The following is a 14,994-nucleotide window of genomic DNA, read 5'->3' as shown; positions in this document are numbered from 1 at the left end:
CGCGAGACTGGATCACGAATCCCCGCAACAAGGAGCAAACGGTGCCCCTGCAGATGATCGGTGCCCCCGGCGACCCCGACCTGATCCGGCTGCCCTGGGACATCCCGCTGGAGGAGTGGCCCGACCATCACTTGGTGACCCTGCCGCGCGGCATCTCGCGGCACGTCGTGCGGTTCGTCCGGCTCTCGGGGCGGGTCTACGCGATCAAGGAGATCAGCGAGCGGTACGCCAAGCGGGAGTACAAGCTGCTGTGGGACCTGGCCCGGCTGGACGCCCCGTCCGTCGAGCCGGTCGCGGTCGTCACCGGGCGCACCGCCGCGGACGGCACCGAGCTGGACTCCGCGCTGATCACCCGGCACCTGCAGTTCTCGCTCCCCTACCGGGCCGTACTCTCCGGCGCGGTGCGGCCCGACACGCTGACGCGGCTGCTCGACGCCCTCGCCGTGCTGCTCGTCCGGCTCCACCTGGCGGGCTTCTACTGGGGCGACTGCTCGCTGTCCAACACGCTGTTCCGCCGCGACGCCGGAGCCTTCGCCGCGTACCTGGTGGACGCGGAGACCGGCGAGCTGCACCCGATGATCAGCGAAGGCCAGCGGACCCACGACATCGACGTGGCGCACGTCAACATCTACGGCGAGCTGCTCGACCTGGAGGCGGGCGAGCTGCTGCACCCGTCGATCGACCCGCTGGTCTTCGCCGGGCAGATCGTCGAGCGGTACGAGCGGCTGTGGAGCGAGCTGAACTCCGACGAGATCATCGAGGACGTCGACTGGCACATCGTCGAGCAGCGGATCAGGCGGCTCAACTCGCTCGGCTTCGACGTCGCCGAGATGATGGTCCGCAGGAAGGCGGGCACGGGGCGGCTGATCGTCCGGCCCAAGGTCGTGGACGCGGGGCACCACCAGCGCCGCCTGCTGCGGCTGACCGGCCTCGACGTGGAGGAGAACCAGGCCAGGCGGCTGCTGAACGACCTCGACTCGTTCCGGGTGTCGAACGGCCTGCGCCACGAGGACGAGGCGATCGTCGCGCACCGCTGGCTGGCCGAGGTCTTCCAGCCGGTGGTGAGCGGGATCCCGGCCGAGCTGCGGCGCAAGCTGGAGCCCGCCCAGCTCTTCCACGAGGTGCTCGACCACCGCTGGTTCATGTCCGAGGCGGCCGGGCACGACGTGGGCCTCGACGCCGCCGTCCGGTCGTACGTCGACAACGTGTTGGTGTTCAAGCCGGACGAGAACGCGGTGATCGTCGGTGACGACCCGCTGTCCCCTTGATCACCGCCTCCTGATCACCCGTCCCGGAGGTGGCGGGCGGCCTCGGCGATGTCGTCCTCATTGAAGACCCGGATGCCGTTCTGTTCGAGGAGGGCGGTGGTCACCCCCTGGCCGGGCGTCGTACGGCCGGCGAACGTGCCGTCGTAGACGCGCAGCGAGCCGCAGGACGGGCTGCCCTCCTTGAGGATCGCCACCCGGGCGCCGGAGGCCCTGGCGGCGTCGAGCGCCCGCCGCGCGCCCTCGACGAACGCCTCGGTCACGTCGTCGCCGTCCGGCGTCAGGATGCGCGCCGTCTCGGCCAGCACGGCCGCCCCGCCCGCGCCGCCCTCGATCTCCGCCGGGGGCCGGGGGACGGGAAGCCCGCCCGCCACTTCCGGACAGAACGGGACAAGTCTCCCCTCGGAGTTCCAGGTGGCGAGCAGCTCGTCCTCGCTCGTCTTGGCACCGCCGTCATAGCGCACCCGCCGGCCCAGGAGACATGCGCTGACCAGGACTCGTTCCATAACCCCTATTCTCCCCTATCCATAACCCAAAATATCCGAACACTCCTCACAATCGCTAGTAAAAGTAACTCTTCTATGCAGTTGGTGAATTTTCCTCCTTAAACGACTAATCCTTATAACTCACCTACTACCGGGATCGAAGGTGCGAGGTCCGCGCCCACCGGCTTCTCTAATGTTGGCCGCGCCGTATCGACGACCCGGCGAGGGAGTTGCGCGTGATCGGGATAGAGGACTGCCTTTCCGAGGCCATGACGATCCCCGGAGCACTTGACGCGATTCTCGTCGATCACACCAGCGGCATGGCGGTGGCCGCCGAGGGGGTCCCGTACCCCGAGGGGTCGGCCGCCGGGCTGAGCGAGGCGTTCCGCGCGACGCTCGACGGGCTCGCCCTCTCGACCCCCGACGGAACGATCCGAATCGAGGACGTGATCGTCACCACGGACCGGGCCTACCACCTGATCAAGCCCATGGAGACGATGTTCGACGGGCCGCTGCTCATCTGCCTCCGGCTGGATCCCGACCGCGCGAACCTCGCCCTCGCCATGCGCCGCCTCCAGGCCATCTCCCACCGGCTGATCGCCTCGTGATCCATGGCCACCACGACACTCGACTCCGTACTGACCGGACTCGCACAGGAAAAGGCCACCGGATCACTCCGGGTGGGCCGGAACGGCACGATCTTCCTCACCCGCGGCCAGGTGTCGTACGCCGAGAGCACTGGCACACCCGGCGTGGAGGAGCTGCTGACCGCGTCCGGGCGGATCAGCGCCACCGCGGTCAGGAAGGCGCGACAGGCCGCCGGCGCGGAGGGCGGCCAGGCGAACGGGGGCGATCTGCTGGTCGGCAAGGGCGTCCTCACCCGGGGCGAGCTGGAGTTCTGCGTCCTGGGAGCCACGCTCGACGCCTCGTACTTCCTGCTCGACCGGGCGCTCGATTCGGGGCTCGATGCGGCGGGAGCCCGTCCGGGGCCCCGGTCCCGGTTCAGGGACGGGGAACGGCACTGGCTCGGCACGCACTGGTTCTTCGACGTGCCCGGCCTCTTTCGGGAGTGCCGGCGGAGGAAGGCCCGATTGGACCGAGCATGGCCGTCGAGCGAACTCGACACACAGCCGGTGATCCCCGTCCGGCGTATCCCCGGCAGGCACGTGGTGCTGACCGCGCTGCAGTGGGAGGTGCTGCTCGGCGCGGACACCACCGCCACACCCGCCGAACTGGCCCGCCGCCTCGGGCGTCCCGCCTACTCGACACTGCTCGCCGTACGGGAACTGGGCGCGGCCGGGCTGCTCGCGACGCGGGGGGATCCACCCGCGCAGTCACCGCCGGTGCTGCCGAAACGCGGCGAGCGGTCCGGGCCGAGCTCCGGGCAGCGCTCTGGACCGAGCTCCGGACCGAGGGCCGAGCTGCGGCCCGGGGCCGGGCAGGACGCCGCGCAGCCGTACCTGCCGCCGGTCAGTGCCGACCCGACCGACGTGAACCTGCTCATCAGGCTGCGTGACGCACTGGAGGCGCTGCAGTGATCACCTGGCTCAAGCGGGCCGGAAAGGGCATTTCGATGGATCTACGCGGCGAAATACACGAGGAGATGCTCCTCCTCAGGGAACGCGCGCCCGAGATCACCGGCACGCTCACCTGCACGGTGGACGGCTTGCTCATCGCCACCGACATCGGCGGCCATACCGAGCAGACGGCGGCGCTCTCCTCTGCCCTGCTCTCGATGGCCCGAAGGATGACCGACCTCGTCCAGGTCGGCGCCCTCGAGGAGACCCTCATCTCCGGCATCCGTGGCCACGCCGCGTGCTACGCCGCGGGCCCCAAGCTCGTCCTCACCGTACTCGCCGGGCCTGGGGCCAACCTCGGCCTGCTCCGGATCGAGGGTCGTAAGACGGCGGCCAAGCTCGCCGCCATCGTCGAACGCGAATAGGAGAAACGCACATGGGGAACATCGACATCTCTCTCAAGGAGATGATGGCCGTCGAAGGCGCACTCGGCGCGGCCGTCGTCGACTACGGCAGCGGCATGGCACTCGGCACCCTCGGCGGCTCCAAGGACCTCGACCTCCAGGTCGCGGCCGCGGGCAACACCGAGGTGGTCAAGGCCAAGCTCCGCACGATGGAGTCGCTCCAGCTCAAGGACGCCATCGAGGACATCCTCATCACCCTCGGGTCGCAGTACCACATCATCCGCCCGGTCACCGGGCGCAGTGGCAAGGGCCTGTTCCTCTACATGGCTCTCGATCGGGGCAGGTCGAATCTCGCGATGGCCCGGCACCAGCTCAGGGCCATCGAGGAGCGGCTGGAGATCTGAACGTCCCCGGGAGGCCGCCCGTCCGGGAGGGCGGCCTCCCGGGGAACTGCCCACCCCGAGCCCGCCGCGCCAAAGGCGCGGCAAATCAGACACCGCGAGGGGCGCGACGGCGGTCTGACGAGGAGCGAGCGGGCGAGGCCGGGCGGAGCTACGGTGTTCCGCCCGGCCTTGGGTTGATTGGTTCAGGTGGGTTGGGTTATGGGCAGTTGCCGATATCGCTTTCGGAAGAGGCCAGGACGACGTTGGTCTTGGCCAGGCCGAGGGCGTCGACGGTGATGTGGGCGGCGTTGACGGTCAGGCCCTTGTCGGGGGTGGTGAATGGGGTCTGCTCGTTGAGGACGAGCTTGACGACGCCGACGTTGACCGCGGTGTTGGGTTGGATATTGGTGGGTTCTGCGATGACCACCGTGTTGCCGACCTTGAGGAAGGCGATCGTGGTGGTTCCGGTGGATCCAGCGCAGGTGGTGGTGGAGCTAGAGTTGATGGTCTTGACGGTGATCACCGGGATTCCGGTGATCCCGATGGTGGTGTCGTCGATGGAGGCGGTGGCCACGGATTTGCCGGGGAATTCGGTGGTGGCGACCTGGGCGCACAGGGTGTGCGCGGTGATCAGTCCGCTGAGGGTGGCGGTGCAGGGCACCGAGGTGGTGCTGGTCGAGGTGGTGGAGATGTGGCCAGTGTCGGGGGTGGGTGCGATGTTGACCAGTTGGATGCCGGCCAGGGAGGCGTCCGCGGTCAGGCCGTAGGCCCGTCCGGTCAGCCGCTGCGGCGTGACGGTGACTTGTTCGGCGCTGCACGGTGAGGTGACGGAGTTGTTGTGGGCGTCGCCGCTGTAGGTGGCGGCCCACCGGTAGGTGCCGGCCGCGCCGATGGTCACGTTGCCGGATACGGCGGTGCCGCTGCCGGACACCGTCCCGGCACGAGTCGCGATGGGCGTCGCACAGCCGGTGTCACCGGGCCCGAACAGCTGGAACGTGACGGTGCCCGTCGGTTGGAACCCGCCGGACAGGGTCGCTGTGTCAGAGACGTTCCCGCCCGCGGGCACCGGGCCCGATGGCGTCGTGGCGATCGATGGGGTCGCCTTTGGGACGTGTTCGGTGATCGTTTCAGTGAAGCCTGGTGACAGGACGCCGTTGAGCAGGAAGTCCACCTTGCAGGTAAGGGTGCTTCCCGGTACGGCTCCGGCGCCGACGGAGACGGTCTCAGTGAAGGTGGCCTCATCGCCGTTGGTCACCGTCCGACTGCCCGGGGCCAAGGACACCGACAGGTTCGGGTCGCAGTCACGCAGCTGGTGGGTGACCGTGACCGGCAGGTTGTGCAGGGCCGCCAGGATGGTGTCGCTGACCTCCGAGGGGTTGATGCCGGTGAACAGCCGTCCACCCGTGGCGTTGGTGATCGCGGTCGCTTGCCCGGTCGAGTCCAGCCCGTACGGGTCGTTCAGGTCGAACGCGAGCACGGTGATGTCGGCTGCCTGCAGGGCGCTGATCGCATCGCCCAGCGTATGGCCGTTGCTGGGGTCATGGCTGGGGGCGTCCCCGATCAGCAACACGATCCGAGAGCTGTTCGGCCGAAAGTGGACCGCCCCGGACGCGACCTGGAACAGACCGTTGATGCCGTCCTCGGGGAAGTCGCCGCCGCCCGTCGCGACCAGCGAGTTGAGACCATTGGTGACGTCGGTCTGGTTGGCGGTGAGGTTCTGTGCCACCCGGAACGCCGTCGCGTCCGCCGACACGTCCCTGTACTCGGCAACCGCGAAATGCGCGTCCGGCTGCGCCGAAGCGACGTTGGACAAGATGGTGTTCGCATTGGTCTGCACGTTCGAGATGACCTCGCCCATGCTCCCTGTTGTGTCGATCAGGACCGTGATATCCGGCTTGGGCGGGATCGCCGGAGTGGACACGGTCTTGGCGATCGTCGTCGATCCGCCCGGGGCCAGCTTCAGCGTCACGTCCGCCGGGGTGACCCCGGGCGCGGCGGACGCCGTCCCTACCCCGGCCACCAGCATTGCACCGGCCACCACCACGCACGCGGCGGCCCGTAATCTTCGCGTCATTCTCACGGTGTCATTCCTTCTGGTGTGGCGTTATGCCATACCGAATTCGGGATCGCTGGCCGTGCAGAATTGCTATGATTTCACCACCCGGGACGCCCTCTCCTCACGTGTTGGCGCGAGCGGATTACAAATCGCATTGGTTGACAACCTCGGCGACCTTTTCAGCGCCAGTCACTGACCAACGAGGCGGGGTGTGGCCACGGCCATATGGTGACTGGTCGGCGAATAGATGTAAATAGGCCACTTACGGCAAGTTCCCGACTGGCCGCAGTCGGCCACTCCGTGCCGATGAGAGGCGCCCGCGAGAAGCGATCTTTGCCGAGATCTTTTTAGGTATGCCCGATGAAATGAGTGATCCGCAGTTTGCCGCTTCAAAAAGAGTGGCCGTTTCCAGTCCTCCGGACCGTCTGAATTGCGGTTATGAGCATCGCCGCAGAGTCGACCGACGGCCTCCCACGCCCATTCGGCATCGGTCAGATCCGACGGATACGACGGCTTCCGGTCATGACTCCGGCACCCCGGCAAGGCACAACCGCTGGCGTCCAAAGCCGCGGGCGTGTAAACAGACACCACGGGCTCCTGGCTGCCGAGTTGCGTAGACAACACCTCAGCTACCAGGAGCCCGCTCCCGTCCGTAGGTGATCACTCAAAGACGACCTCAACCAGAGCATCCGCGGCCCCGGCTCCAGCGACCAAACCCTTTATCAGCAGGCTCTAAGGCGCCCCGAGCCCGCCGCGCCGAAGTCACGGCGAATCGGACGCTCTATAGTGCGACTAATGAATCGCCGGCGGCGGATCCTGGTGCTGCTCATCTGCTGCACCAGCCTGCTGATCGTGTCCCTGGACAACACGATCGTGAACGTGGCGCTGCCCTCCCTGGGACGGGACCTGAGCGCCCCCGTCTCCGGGCTGCAGTGGACGATCGACGCCTACACGCTCACGCTCGCCAGCCTGCTGATGTTGTCGGGGTCCACCGGCGACCGCGTCGGGAGGCGGCGCGTCTTCCAGATCGGGTTGCTCGTCTTCACGGGCGGGTCACTGCTGTGCAGCATCGCGCCGACCCTGGAGTGGCTGATCGCGTTCCGCGCCCTCCAGGCGGTCGGCGGGTCGATGCTCAACCCGGTGGCGCTGTCGATCATCACCAACACCTTCACCGACCCCCGCGAGCGCGCCCAGGCGATCGGCGTGTGGGGCGGCGTCGTCGGGATCAGCATGGCCCTCGGCCCGGTGGTCGGCGGCCTGCTGACCGACGGCGTCGGCTGGCGGGCCATCTTCTGGATCAACGTGCCGATCGGCCTGGTCGCGGTGCTGCTCGCCTGGCTGTTCGTCCCCGAGTCCAGGTCGGAGAAACCACGCAGGATCGACCCGGTGGGGCAGGCGCTCGTCATCGTCCTGCTGGCCTCCCTGACGTACGGGATCATCGAGGGGCAGGGGGTGGGCTGGACGTCGGACCTGATCATCGGCTGCTTCGTCGTCTCCGCGCTCTCCCTCGCGGCGCTGATCGTGTACGAGCCGCGCCGCGAGGAGCCGCTCATCGACGTGCGCTTCTTCCACAGCGCGCCGTTCTCGGGGGCGGCGGCCATCGCCGTAGCGAGCTTCGCCGCGCTCGGCATGTTCCTCTTCGTCAACACGCTCTATCTGCAGAACATCCGCGGCCTGTCGGCCCTGGACGCCGGGCTGTGCATGCTCCCCACCGCGTTGGCGACGCTGATCTTCGGGCCGTTGTCGGGACGGCTGGTCGGCGCGCGCGGGCCGCGGGTGCCGCTGCTCGCGGGCGGCGTCTGCATCGCCGTGGCCGGCGTGCTGCTCGCGCAGGTCACCCTGGTCACGCCCATCCCGGTCCTGCTGGGGATCTACCTCGTCTTCGGGCTCGGGTTCGCGGTGGTCAACCCGCCGATCACCAACACCGCCGTCTCCGGGATGCCGCTCTCCCAGGCCGGCGTCGCCGCCGCCGTCGCCTCGACCAGCCGCCAGGTCGGGCAGTCGTTCGGAGTGGCGATCGCCGGATCGGTGGTCGCCTCCGCCGTGCACGCCCCCGGTTTCATCCGGGCCGGCCACGTGGTCTGGTGGATCGTCGCCGCGTACGGACTGGTCGTCCTCGTCCTCGCCCTGGTCACCACGACCGGCTGGGCCAGGGCCACCGCCGAGCGCACAGCCGCGCGCCTGGCGCCGCACGAGCCGGTGGGGTCACCGTGATCGGGGACCGTCGGCCGGCCCCGTGTTTTCCAGCCCCGTGTCGTCCAGCCCCGTGTCGTCCAGCCCCGTGTCGTCCAGCCCTGTGTCGGCCAACTCCGTGAAGGAGTACGGCGGCCAGGGGCCGCTGAGATCCACGTCCGTCCCCGGCTCGCGGAACTTCGCGACCGCCGCGGCGAACTCCGGGCCGCGGTCCTCGTCGACGAGGTACGCGCCGTTCAGGACCATCCACTCGTCGCGTCCGGACAGCCGCGGATCCTGCGCCCGGTGCCTGCGGCCGGTGACGGCCAGGTCCAGCAGGGCGGTGTGGATGCGTTCGCCGCGGTCGGCCGCCTCATCACCCGTCGCCGCCGGGGACAGGGCGGCGGACAGGGCGGCCGGATCGACGTACACTTTCACACCCCATTCACTCCGGCCACTCACGTGGGAGAGCGCCTCGGCGAAGTCGGCGGCCCGCCGTCGCAGCAGATCGCGCACTTGCTCGTCCCCGCTGTACACGGTCACGAGCCGGACGGGGGCGGTCGGCCCGGTCTCGGCGACCGCGGCCACGACGCCGTGGTGCGCGCGGGCGGTCTCGCCCAGCCAGTCCGGGTCCTCCATCGAGCGGCGCAGTGACTCCTCGCCGAACTCGTCCAGCGGGACGGTGCTCACGTAGGCGGCCAGGCCACAGTCCGCGATCACCCGGACCGGCGCGCCCCCCACGCCCGTCAGACCGCCAGGAGGCCGGCGGCCCGCGTCCCCGGCGACCGCGTAGAGGTAGGTGCCGACGTCACCCACGGCCTCCTCCCGCTCATTCGAGCACCTCCCTCCCCGAAGACCGGACATGGAAACCCAAATAGCGAAGCATTGGACAAACTTGACGTCCGTCAAGGCCGTGCGGGGTCGCGGGTCTCGCGGCCGGGCCGGGCGGGGCCGGTCCCCCTAAAACAAATCGGGGCATACCGTGACGCAGTCTCTCCCTGCCCCGCACGCTTCCCATCACCGACGGGGGTACTGGGGAACCTGGACGTCAAGAAGTAACAAGGCTCCGAGAAAGAGGCCAACGGGGGGTTTCCCATGACGGAGACGAACACTTCATCGGTGCAGGGCGTGCCCGCCCAGCAGAGGGGCGCATCCGGCCGGACGGAAGCGGGCCGTACGGGGGGCACCAGCCTGATGACCGAATCGGGCCGCACCACCATCGCCGAGGGGGTCGTGGCGAAGATCTCAGGTCTGGCCGCCCGGGAGATATCCGGGGTCCACGACTTCGGCACCGCACCCGCCCGCGCCTTCGGCGCGCTCAAGGGCAGGATGGGCGTGGAGGACGCCATCACCCGCGGCATCTCCGTGGAGGTCGGCGAGCGCCAGGCCGCCGTGGACATCGATCTCGTCATCGACTACGGCGTGACGATTCCCGACGTCGCCGCGGCCGTCCGCGAGAACGTGATCAAAGCCGTCGGGCAGATGTGCGGGCTCGAGGTGACCGAGGTGAACGTCACGGTGGACGACGTCTACCTGCCGGCACAGGACGAGTCCCAGGGCACGGGGGAAGGAGCGCGGGTCCGGTGACCACCGGATCGAGTCCGGTGACCACCAGGTCGGGTCCGGTGACCACCGGATCGGGTCCGGAGACCACCGGATCGGGTCCGGAGACCACCGGATCGGGTCCGGAGACCACCGGATCGGGTCCGGAGACCACCGACGCCGGACGGGTCGACGCCAGGCGGATCGCCGAGCGGGTGACGTCCTGCCCCGACGTCGCCGGGCTCTCGGCCGGTCCGTTCGGAGCGATCGCCACCTATCTTCCCGGCGAATCCGTGCCGGGGATCTCCCTGCGCGGCGAGGAGATCGAGGTTCACGTGATCGTCCGGTACGGGAGGCCGATGCCCGAAATCGCGGCCGAGATCCGCGACGCCATCGGCGACCTCGCTCGCGGCAGGCGGGTCGACATCACGATCGACGACGTCACAGGCATCGAGGAACCCAGGAAGGTGAGGTCATCATGAACCAGTTCCCTGTTTGGTCCGTCGTCGGGCTCACGTTCGGCACGGTCCTCGGGATCGTCGGCGCCTTCGGCGGTCTCACCGCCTTCCTCGTCGTGCTGGTCCTCGGGGTGGTCGGCTTCTTCGTCGGCCTCGTCCTCGACGGCGGCGTCCAGATGCCGACGCTCCGGGCCGGGCGGCAATGACCGTCCAGACCGGGCGCGGCGTCACCACGGTCTCCGACCGCGCCTTCCTGAAGATCGCGAGGGAGGTGGCCGCCGACGACGAGCGGCTCGCGGAGCGGCCGCGGGTGACGGTCTCCGTCAGCGGAGGCATCGCCGCCGTGCGACTCGGTCTCGCCGTCCGGTATCCGGCGCCGGTGGCGCGGGTCGCGGCGGAGGCGCGCGAGCGGCTCAGGCGCCGGATGCGCGTCCTGACCGGCATCACCGTCGAGAACGTCGACGTCGACATCGTCCGGCTCGTGCCGTCACCGAGGAGCGGTCATGACTCTCCAAGGGGCGCAGGCCCCTGAACCTCCAGCGTCCCCCGCACGCGCGTCCGCGAGGACGCGGACGAGGGCCGCGCGTTACTTCCGTACCAGGCGGAAGGTCCCGGCGGCGATCGCCGCGATCGTCCTGTTCGCGGTCGGGCTGCTGACCGCCGTCGAGGTGATCTCGGCGCTGGTCGGCCATCCCGCGCTGATCGTGCCGTACGGCCCGGTGGTGGAATGGGCCCGCACCTCGGTCTGGCGGGACGGCACCGTCATGGCGTCCGCCGGCGTCATGGGGATCGTGGGACTGCTGCTCATCCTGCTCGGGACGGTGGCCGGACGGCCGCGGCTGGTGCCGTTGCGCAGCGGCGACCCCGACATGGTCATCGGAGTGTCGCGGCGCGTGCTGAGGCGGCTGCTCGGCGCGGTCGCGGGCCGGGTCGACGGGGTACGGCGGGCCCGGGCGGGCATCCGTGGACGGCGGGTGACGATCCACGCGGGCAGCGACCTGCGCGACACCGCCGCGGTCGAGGACCATGTGCGGGCCGTGGTGGAGGACGAATTGGCCGCGCTCGCGCCGGTCGGCCGGTTCACCGTGCGGACCAAGGTGAGGGGTGCCTCGTGAGACGGGGAAAGGCCTTCGGCCGGGGCATCGCGTGGTGTAACCGGCTGGGCCTGACGCTGCTCGGCCTGATCCTCTTCGCGGCGGGAGGAGCCGCCCTGGCGCGCGGCCTGGGCGTTTTCGGCGCGAGCGCGGCCCGGCAGCCGCTGCTGGCCGGTCCCGTCGCCTCGTTCGCCCGGACGACCGCGTGGTTCTGGCCGGCCGTCGCGGCCGCGGGCGTCGTGGTCGCGGTCATCGGCCTGGTCTGGCTGGTCGCGCTGCTCCGCGCCGACCGGTTGCGGCGCATGCGCCTGGAGTCCGGCCCCACAGGCGTCACCGAGATCGACGCCAGGGAGGCCGGTGCGGCGCTGGCCACGCGGGTGAGCGCCTACGGCGACGTGCAGCGGGCGCGGGCCGCGCTGCGCGGGACGAACGACGCGCCGGCCCTGGACCTGCGGGTGACCTCGCGGGATCCCCACCCGGACGCCCTGCTCGCGCGGCTGCACGACGAGGCGGTCCCCGACCTGCGCTCCGCGCTCGGGCTGGAACGCCTGCCCGCGCTGGTCCGGGTGGACTTCGTCACGGGCAGGCGGATCCGGGAGGTCCGCTGAGCCGCGGGTCAGGCGAGCGTGACGGTGACCGGGAGCTCCTTGATGCCGTTGACGAAGTTGGAGCGGACCCGGCGCTCGATCACGCCCGAAGGCGTACAGGCCGCCGAACTCGCCGAGCGCATCCTCGGCACACCGCCCGCCGCACTGCTCGCCCTGGATCCGGCCGACCTCGACGCCCTCGACCGCGTCATCTCCCGTCTCCTCGCCACCTGATGAACGGTTGCGGGGAGACGTGGTACTCACCGTTGATAAGTGCGCTGCGCTGCGGCGGTTGGCTGCCTCGGTGCGCGAGAAGCCCGCCCATGGTGATCGCCGTCGGCGCACTGCTCAGTGCCGTCCGGCAACCCCGTGCGTGGTTCGCACTGCTGGTGTCAGCGGGATCGTCGGCCCGCTCGCCTTCACCGCGCTCTACGGCGCGACCATCGATGCCGGGGACGGATGGGTGTGGGTCTGCGGCACGGTGCTGTATGTGCTGTGCGCTCCGGCGTTCGAGAGGGCTGCCCGCGAATGTGCCGGGCCGACTCGCTGGCGAGATCGAGCCGTCCATGACTGATCTCCTGGGGCCAAGGGGTCAGGCGGTGCGCTGAGGTGATCAGTGTCGCGCCCCGGGCCAGGCGTCGAGTGCCAGTTCGGCGGTTTCGGTTATGAACAGCCCGCATGGCTGCCCGACATGCGCAGATGAGACGTACGACCCGGCTTTCCCCTACCAACGTGCCCTGGCTCCCTGCTCAACGCTGCGCCGACTCGCCCACGGCCTACCGCAGCCGGACGACCCCAGACTGTCAGCAAAATTTGCTGACAGTCTGGGGTGTCTACGCGCGTGCTCGACACGAGGATTCGTGCTGATCCTCGAGGGTGGTTCTCGTTGAGAATCCACCCGGTTCATTTCAGAAGCAGAAGTCCCCGTAGTAGTCGAAGGCGCAGTCGCCGACGACAACTACGCCGCCGCTCCAGGGCCGACCCCAGGACCCGCCCCACGGGTTACCCCAGGGCCGACCCCAGGACGGGTTACCCCAGGGGCGACCCCAGGAGCCGCCGCCCGGCCGACCCCAGCCGCCCGGTCGGCCCCAGTCGCTGTGGGTGGTGTTGACTGCGGCGCTGTCGGCCTGCGCGACAGTAGCTGAGCTCTGCATTGTGAACGTCTCCGCCGAAGCGGCGACTGGCGCCATGACGGCGAGAGCGACGCAGGCGGAACTGGCCAGAAGTACGCGGTGGAGCATGCTTGTGGATCCTCTCCTGTCCAAGTGAAGTCACTAACTGTGACCGCTGCCACGCTACCCATCTGTTGATCATGGATCTGGACGGAGACACATCAAGGGACGGCAATTATGTGATCCTGTCGGCGGCTTGCCCCGTGGGAACGAGGCGATCCGATGGCCCGCCACATCCGACGGAACAGTCTGGCCGAATCATGAGTCTGATTTCCGACCTGCGGCGAGAAGGAGGCCAAGGACGAGACGGGGCGCCTACGGCCGGCAGCCGGGGCGGCGGTGAGCGGAGCGGAGTGCGGGTGGTTGCTCCGGCGCGCGTAAGACCGTGCCATGTACCACCGCGCCCGAAGCCGCGAAGCGGTGTCGCCAGAAATCAGCTATCACGGCGCGCCGGGGCAACTGCCCGCCGCAGCGCAGCGGTCACCATTCAGCGACGCGCACCAGGCACGGCTACGCTCCCCCACCGGCCTGGACCTCAAGGAGAGGTCCAGGCCCGGGGCGTCGCCGACGCGCCGGTACCGGTCAGGCGAGGGTGACGGTGACCGGGAGCTCCTTGATGCCGTTGACGAAGTTGGAGCGGACTCGGCGGATGTCACCGGCGAGCTTGATGTCGGCGAGGCGCGGCAGCAGCTCCTCGAACATGATCCGGATCTCCAGCCGGGCGAGCGCGTTGCCCAGGCAGAAGTGCGGGCTGCCCTTGCCGAAGGTGATGTGGTCGTTGTTCTGCCGGGTCACGTCGAAGGTGTAGGGCGACTCGAAGGCCCGCTCGTCGCGGTTGCCGGAGGCGAACCACATGACGACCTTGTCGCCTTCGGCGATCTTCTGCCCGTGCATCTCGACGTCCCGGGTCGCCGTACGGCGGAAGTGGTAGACCGGGGAGGCCCAGCGCAGGAACTCCTCCACCGCGTTCGGCATCAGGGAGAGGTCCTGCCGGAGCTTCTCCGCCTGCTCGGGGTGCTCGATCAGGGCGCGCATCGTGTGGGAGATCGCGTGCCGGGTGGTCTCGTTGCCGGCCACCACGAGCAGCAGGAAGTAGTTGTCGAAGTCGGTCGGCGAGAGCGGCACGCCGTCGATCGGGGTCTCGTTGACCAGCTTGCTGACCAGGTCGGTGCCGTTGCCTCCGCGGCGCTGCTTGGCCAGCTCGCGGCCGTACTCGAAGACCTCGACGGAGGCGGGGCTGCGGAACGGCAGGTCGCGGTACTTCTCGCTCTCCTCGCTGTGCAGGAGGACGTCGGCGTAGTCCGGGTCGGTGTTGCCGATGATCCGGTTGCCCCAGTCGATGAGCTGCTGGGTGTCGTCCGAGGGCACGTAGAGCATCTTGGCCAGCACGTTGATCGGGAAGTCGGCGGAGACCTCCTTCACGAAGTCGAACGTGCCCTTGGCGAGGGCCGCGTCCAGGGTCCGGGCGGTGAGCCCGCGCAGGAAGACCTCGTACCCGGCGACGGCCCTGGGGGTGAACTCCCGCTGCAGGATGCGGCGGAGCACGCTGTGCCGCGGCCCGTCGGTCTCCAGGATTGATCGCCGGATGGTGGCCTGCCGGTCGTCCACCTCTTCCAGGTTCACGAACTTCATCGAGGTGAAGGTCTCGGCGTCCCGGTCGGCGCGGACGATGTCGGCGTGACGGGTGAGCGACCAGAAGCCGCTGCCGTGCGCGCCCTCGTCCTGCCAGTGCACCGGGGCCTGTTCGCGCAGCACGTCGAACATGCGCCACGGGGTGTCGCCGTCGAGGAACTTGTCGTTGTCCGCCAGGTCGACGTCTTCCAGGCGCATTGATCCTCCAGAAGGGGTTGAAGAAATAC

18 protein-coding genes are annotated in these 14,994 nt (G+C 69.3%); 13 read left to right on the top strand and 5 right to left on the bottom strand.

Annotated features, from left to right (window positions below):
- Positions 1 to 41: 41 nt before the first annotated feature.
- Positions 42 to 1,268, top strand: a complete 1,227-nt coding sequence (locus tag QSK17_RS13810; RefSeq protein ID WP_285705086.1) for a DUF4032 domain-containing protein — start codon at positions 42 to 44, stop codon at positions 1,266 to 1,268.
- Between the two features lie 14 nt (positions 1,269 to 1,282).
- Here QSK17_RS13810 and QSK17_RS13805 read toward each other — a convergent pair whose 3' ends face one another.
- Positions 1,283 to 1,771 (bottom strand): 2-thiouracil desulfurase family protein, encoded by a 489-nt coding sequence (locus QSK17_RS13805; protein WP_285705085.1) that lies wholly within the window; start codon positions 1,769 to 1,771, stop codon positions 1,283 to 1,285.
- 215 nt (positions 1,772 to 1,986) lie between these two features.
- Between QSK17_RS13805 and QSK17_RS13800 the strand changes: the two genes are divergently transcribed.
- Genes QSK17_RS13800 through QSK17_RS13785 form a run of 4 tightly spaced genes read left to right on the top strand, consistent with a single transcriptional unit; the run spans position 1,987 to position 4,075 of the window.
- Positions 1,987 to 2,358 (top strand): roadblock/LC7 domain-containing protein, encoded by a 372-nt coding sequence (locus QSK17_RS13800; RefSeq protein ID WP_285705084.1) that lies wholly within the window; start codon positions 1,987 to 1,989, stop codon positions 2,356 to 2,358.
- Positions 2,359 to 2,361: 3 nt separating this feature from the next.
- Positions 2,362 to 3,288, top strand: a complete 927-nt coding sequence (locus QSK17_RS13795; RefSeq protein WP_285705083.1) for a hypothetical protein — start codon at positions 2,362 to 2,364, stop codon at positions 3,286 to 3,288.
- Positions 3,285 to 3,692, top strand: a complete 408-nt coding sequence (locus tag QSK17_RS13790; protein ID WP_285705082.1) for a roadblock/LC7 domain-containing protein — start codon at positions 3,285 to 3,287, stop codon at positions 3,690 to 3,692. The genes QSK17_RS13795 and QSK17_RS13790 overlap by 4 nt, the downstream gene beginning before the upstream one ends.
- An 11-nt stretch (positions 3,693 to 3,703) precedes the next feature.
- Entirely contained in the window at positions 3,704 to 4,075 is a 372-nt protein-coding gene (locus tag QSK17_RS13785; protein ID WP_285705081.1) for a hypothetical protein, read from the top strand.
- Between the two features lie 196 nt (positions 4,076 to 4,271).
- Here the strand turns inward: QSK17_RS13785 and QSK17_RS13780 are convergent, their stop codons facing one another.
- On the bottom strand, positions 4,272 to 6,128 hold the full coding sequence (locus tag QSK17_RS13780) for a vWA domain-containing protein (RefSeq protein ID WP_285705270.1): 1,857 nt from the start codon (positions 6,126 to 6,128) through the stop codon (positions 4,272 to 4,274).
- A gap of 777 nt (positions 6,129 to 6,905) precedes the next feature.
- Here QSK17_RS13780 and QSK17_RS13775 point away from each other — a divergent pair.
- Positions 6,906 to 8,324 carry a DHA2 family efflux MFS transporter permease subunit gene (locus QSK17_RS13775; RefSeq protein WP_285705080.1) on the top strand — a complete coding sequence of 473 codons (1,419 nt, stop codon included), beginning with the start codon at positions 6,906 to 6,908 and terminating at the stop codon, positions 8,322 to 8,324.
- Here the strand turns inward: QSK17_RS13775 and QSK17_RS13770 are convergent.
- Positions 8,316 to 9,098, bottom strand: coding sequence for a GvpL/GvpF family gas vesicle protein (locus QSK17_RS13770; RefSeq protein WP_285705079.1), 783 nt, complete (start codon positions 9,096 to 9,098; stop codon positions 8,316 to 8,318). The genes QSK17_RS13775 and QSK17_RS13770 overlap by 9 nt on opposite strands.
- A 279-nt stretch (positions 9,099 to 9,377) precedes the next feature.
- Between QSK17_RS13770 and QSK17_RS13765 the strand changes: the two genes are divergently transcribed.
- From QSK17_RS13765 to QSK17_RS13735, 7 genes are read left to right on the top strand one after another with little or no spacing between them, the layout of a single operon-like run.
- On the top strand, positions 9,378 to 9,869 hold the full coding sequence (locus QSK17_RS13765) for an Asp23/Gls24 family envelope stress response protein (protein WP_285705078.1): 492 nt from the start codon (positions 9,378 to 9,380) through the stop codon (positions 9,867 to 9,869).
- Positions 9,866 to 10,306 carry an Asp23/Gls24 family envelope stress response protein gene (locus tag QSK17_RS13760; RefSeq protein WP_285705077.1) on the top strand — a complete coding sequence of 147 codons (441 nt, stop codon included), beginning with the start codon at positions 9,866 to 9,868 and terminating at the stop codon, positions 10,304 to 10,306. Before QSK17_RS13765 ends, QSK17_RS13760 begins: the two co-directional genes overlap by 4 nt.
- Positions 10,303 to 10,488 carry a hypothetical protein gene (locus tag QSK17_RS13755; protein ID WP_285705076.1) on the top strand — a complete coding sequence of 62 codons (186 nt, stop codon included), beginning with the start codon at positions 10,303 to 10,305 and terminating at the stop codon, positions 10,486 to 10,488. Before QSK17_RS13760 ends, QSK17_RS13755 begins: the two co-directional genes overlap by 4 nt.
- Entirely contained in the window at positions 10,485 to 10,814 is a 330-nt protein-coding gene (locus QSK17_RS13750; protein ID WP_285705075.1) for a hypothetical protein, read from the top strand. The genes QSK17_RS13755 and QSK17_RS13750 overlap by 4 nt, the downstream gene beginning before the upstream one ends.
- Entirely contained in the window at positions 10,786 to 11,397 is a 612-nt protein-coding gene (locus tag QSK17_RS13745; protein WP_285705074.1) for a DUF6286 domain-containing protein, read from the top strand. The genes QSK17_RS13750 and QSK17_RS13745 overlap by 29 nt, the downstream gene beginning before the upstream one ends.
- Entirely contained in the window at positions 11,394 to 11,984 is a 591-nt protein-coding gene (locus QSK17_RS13740; RefSeq protein ID WP_285705073.1) for an alkaline shock response membrane anchor protein AmaP, read from the top strand. The genes QSK17_RS13745 and QSK17_RS13740 overlap by 4 nt, the downstream gene beginning before the upstream one ends.
- 42 nt (positions 11,985 to 12,026) lie before the next feature.
- Positions 12,027 to 12,197, top strand: a complete 171-nt coding sequence (locus QSK17_RS13735; RefSeq protein ID WP_285705072.1) for a hypothetical protein — start codon at positions 12,027 to 12,029, stop codon at positions 12,195 to 12,197.
- Between the two features lie 674 nt (positions 12,198 to 12,871).
- Here QSK17_RS13735 and QSK17_RS13730 read toward each other — a convergent pair.
- A complete protein-coding gene (locus QSK17_RS13730) occupies positions 12,872 to 13,204 on the bottom strand; it encodes a hypothetical protein (RefSeq protein WP_285705071.1) in 333 nt (110 codons plus the stop codon).
- 513 nt (positions 13,205 to 13,717) lie between these two features.
- The gene (locus tag QSK17_RS13725) at positions 13,718 to 14,965 is read right to left on the bottom strand and encodes a cytochrome P450 (protein WP_285705070.1); all 1,248 of its coding nucleotides are present in this window, start codon (positions 14,963 to 14,965) and stop codon (positions 13,718 to 13,720) included.
- Between the last annotated feature and the right edge of the window lie 29 nt (positions 14,966 to 14,994).

Source organism: Microtetraspora sp. NBRC 16547 (genome assembly GCF_030268965.1).
GTDB lineage: Bacteria > Actinomycetota > Actinomycetes > Streptosporangiales > Streptosporangiaceae > Microtetraspora.
Note: the sequence above shows the minus strand (reverse complement) of the source record. Positions and strands in the feature narration are given on the sequence as shown.

Excerpts from the sequence above, each read along its gene's own strand:
- QSK17_RS13765 (WP_285705078.1), top strand. The coding sequence starts at position 9,378 with ATGACGGAGACGAACACTTCATCGGTGCAGGGCGTGCCCGCCCAGCAG.
- QSK17_RS13805 (WP_285705085.1), bottom strand. The coding sequence starts at position 1,771 with ATGGAACGAGTCCTGGTCAGCGCATGTCTCCTGGGCCGGCGGGTGCGC.
- QSK17_RS13775 (WP_285705080.1), top strand. The coding sequence starts at position 6,906 with ATGAATCGCCGGCGGCGGATCCTGGTGCTGCTCATCTGCTGCACCAGC.
- QSK17_RS13735 (WP_285705072.1), top strand. The coding sequence starts at position 12,027 with ATGCCGTTGACGAAGTTGGAGCGGACCCGGCGCTCGATCACGCCCGAA.
- QSK17_RS13725 (WP_285705070.1), bottom strand. The coding sequence starts at position 14,965 with ATGCGCCTGGAAGACGTCGACCTGGCGGACAACGACAAGTTCCTCGAC.
- QSK17_RS13785 (WP_285705081.1), top strand. The coding sequence starts at position 3,704 with ATGGGGAACATCGACATCTCTCTCAAGGAGATGATGGCCGTCGAAGGC.
- QSK17_RS13755 (WP_285705076.1), top strand. The coding sequence starts at position 10,303 with ATGAACCAGTTCCCTGTTTGGTCCGTCGTCGGGCTCACGTTCGGCACG.
- QSK17_RS13730 (WP_285705071.1), bottom strand. The coding sequence starts at position 13,204 with ATGCTCCACCGCGTACTTCTGGCCAGTTCCGCCTGCGTCGCTCTCGCC.
- QSK17_RS13745 (WP_285705074.1), top strand. The coding sequence starts at position 10,786 with ATGACTCTCCAAGGGGCGCAGGCCCCTGAACCTCCAGCGTCCCCCGCA.
- QSK17_RS13780 (WP_285705270.1), bottom strand. The coding sequence starts at position 6,128 with ATGACGCGAAGATTACGGGCCGCCGCGTGCGTGGTGGTGGCCGGTGCA.
- QSK17_RS13795 (WP_285705083.1), top strand. The coding sequence starts at position 2,362 with ATGGCCACCACGACACTCGACTCCGTACTGACCGGACTCGCACAGGAA.
- QSK17_RS13750 (WP_285705075.1), top strand. The coding sequence starts at position 10,485 with ATGACCGTCCAGACCGGGCGCGGCGTCACCACGGTCTCCGACCGCGCC.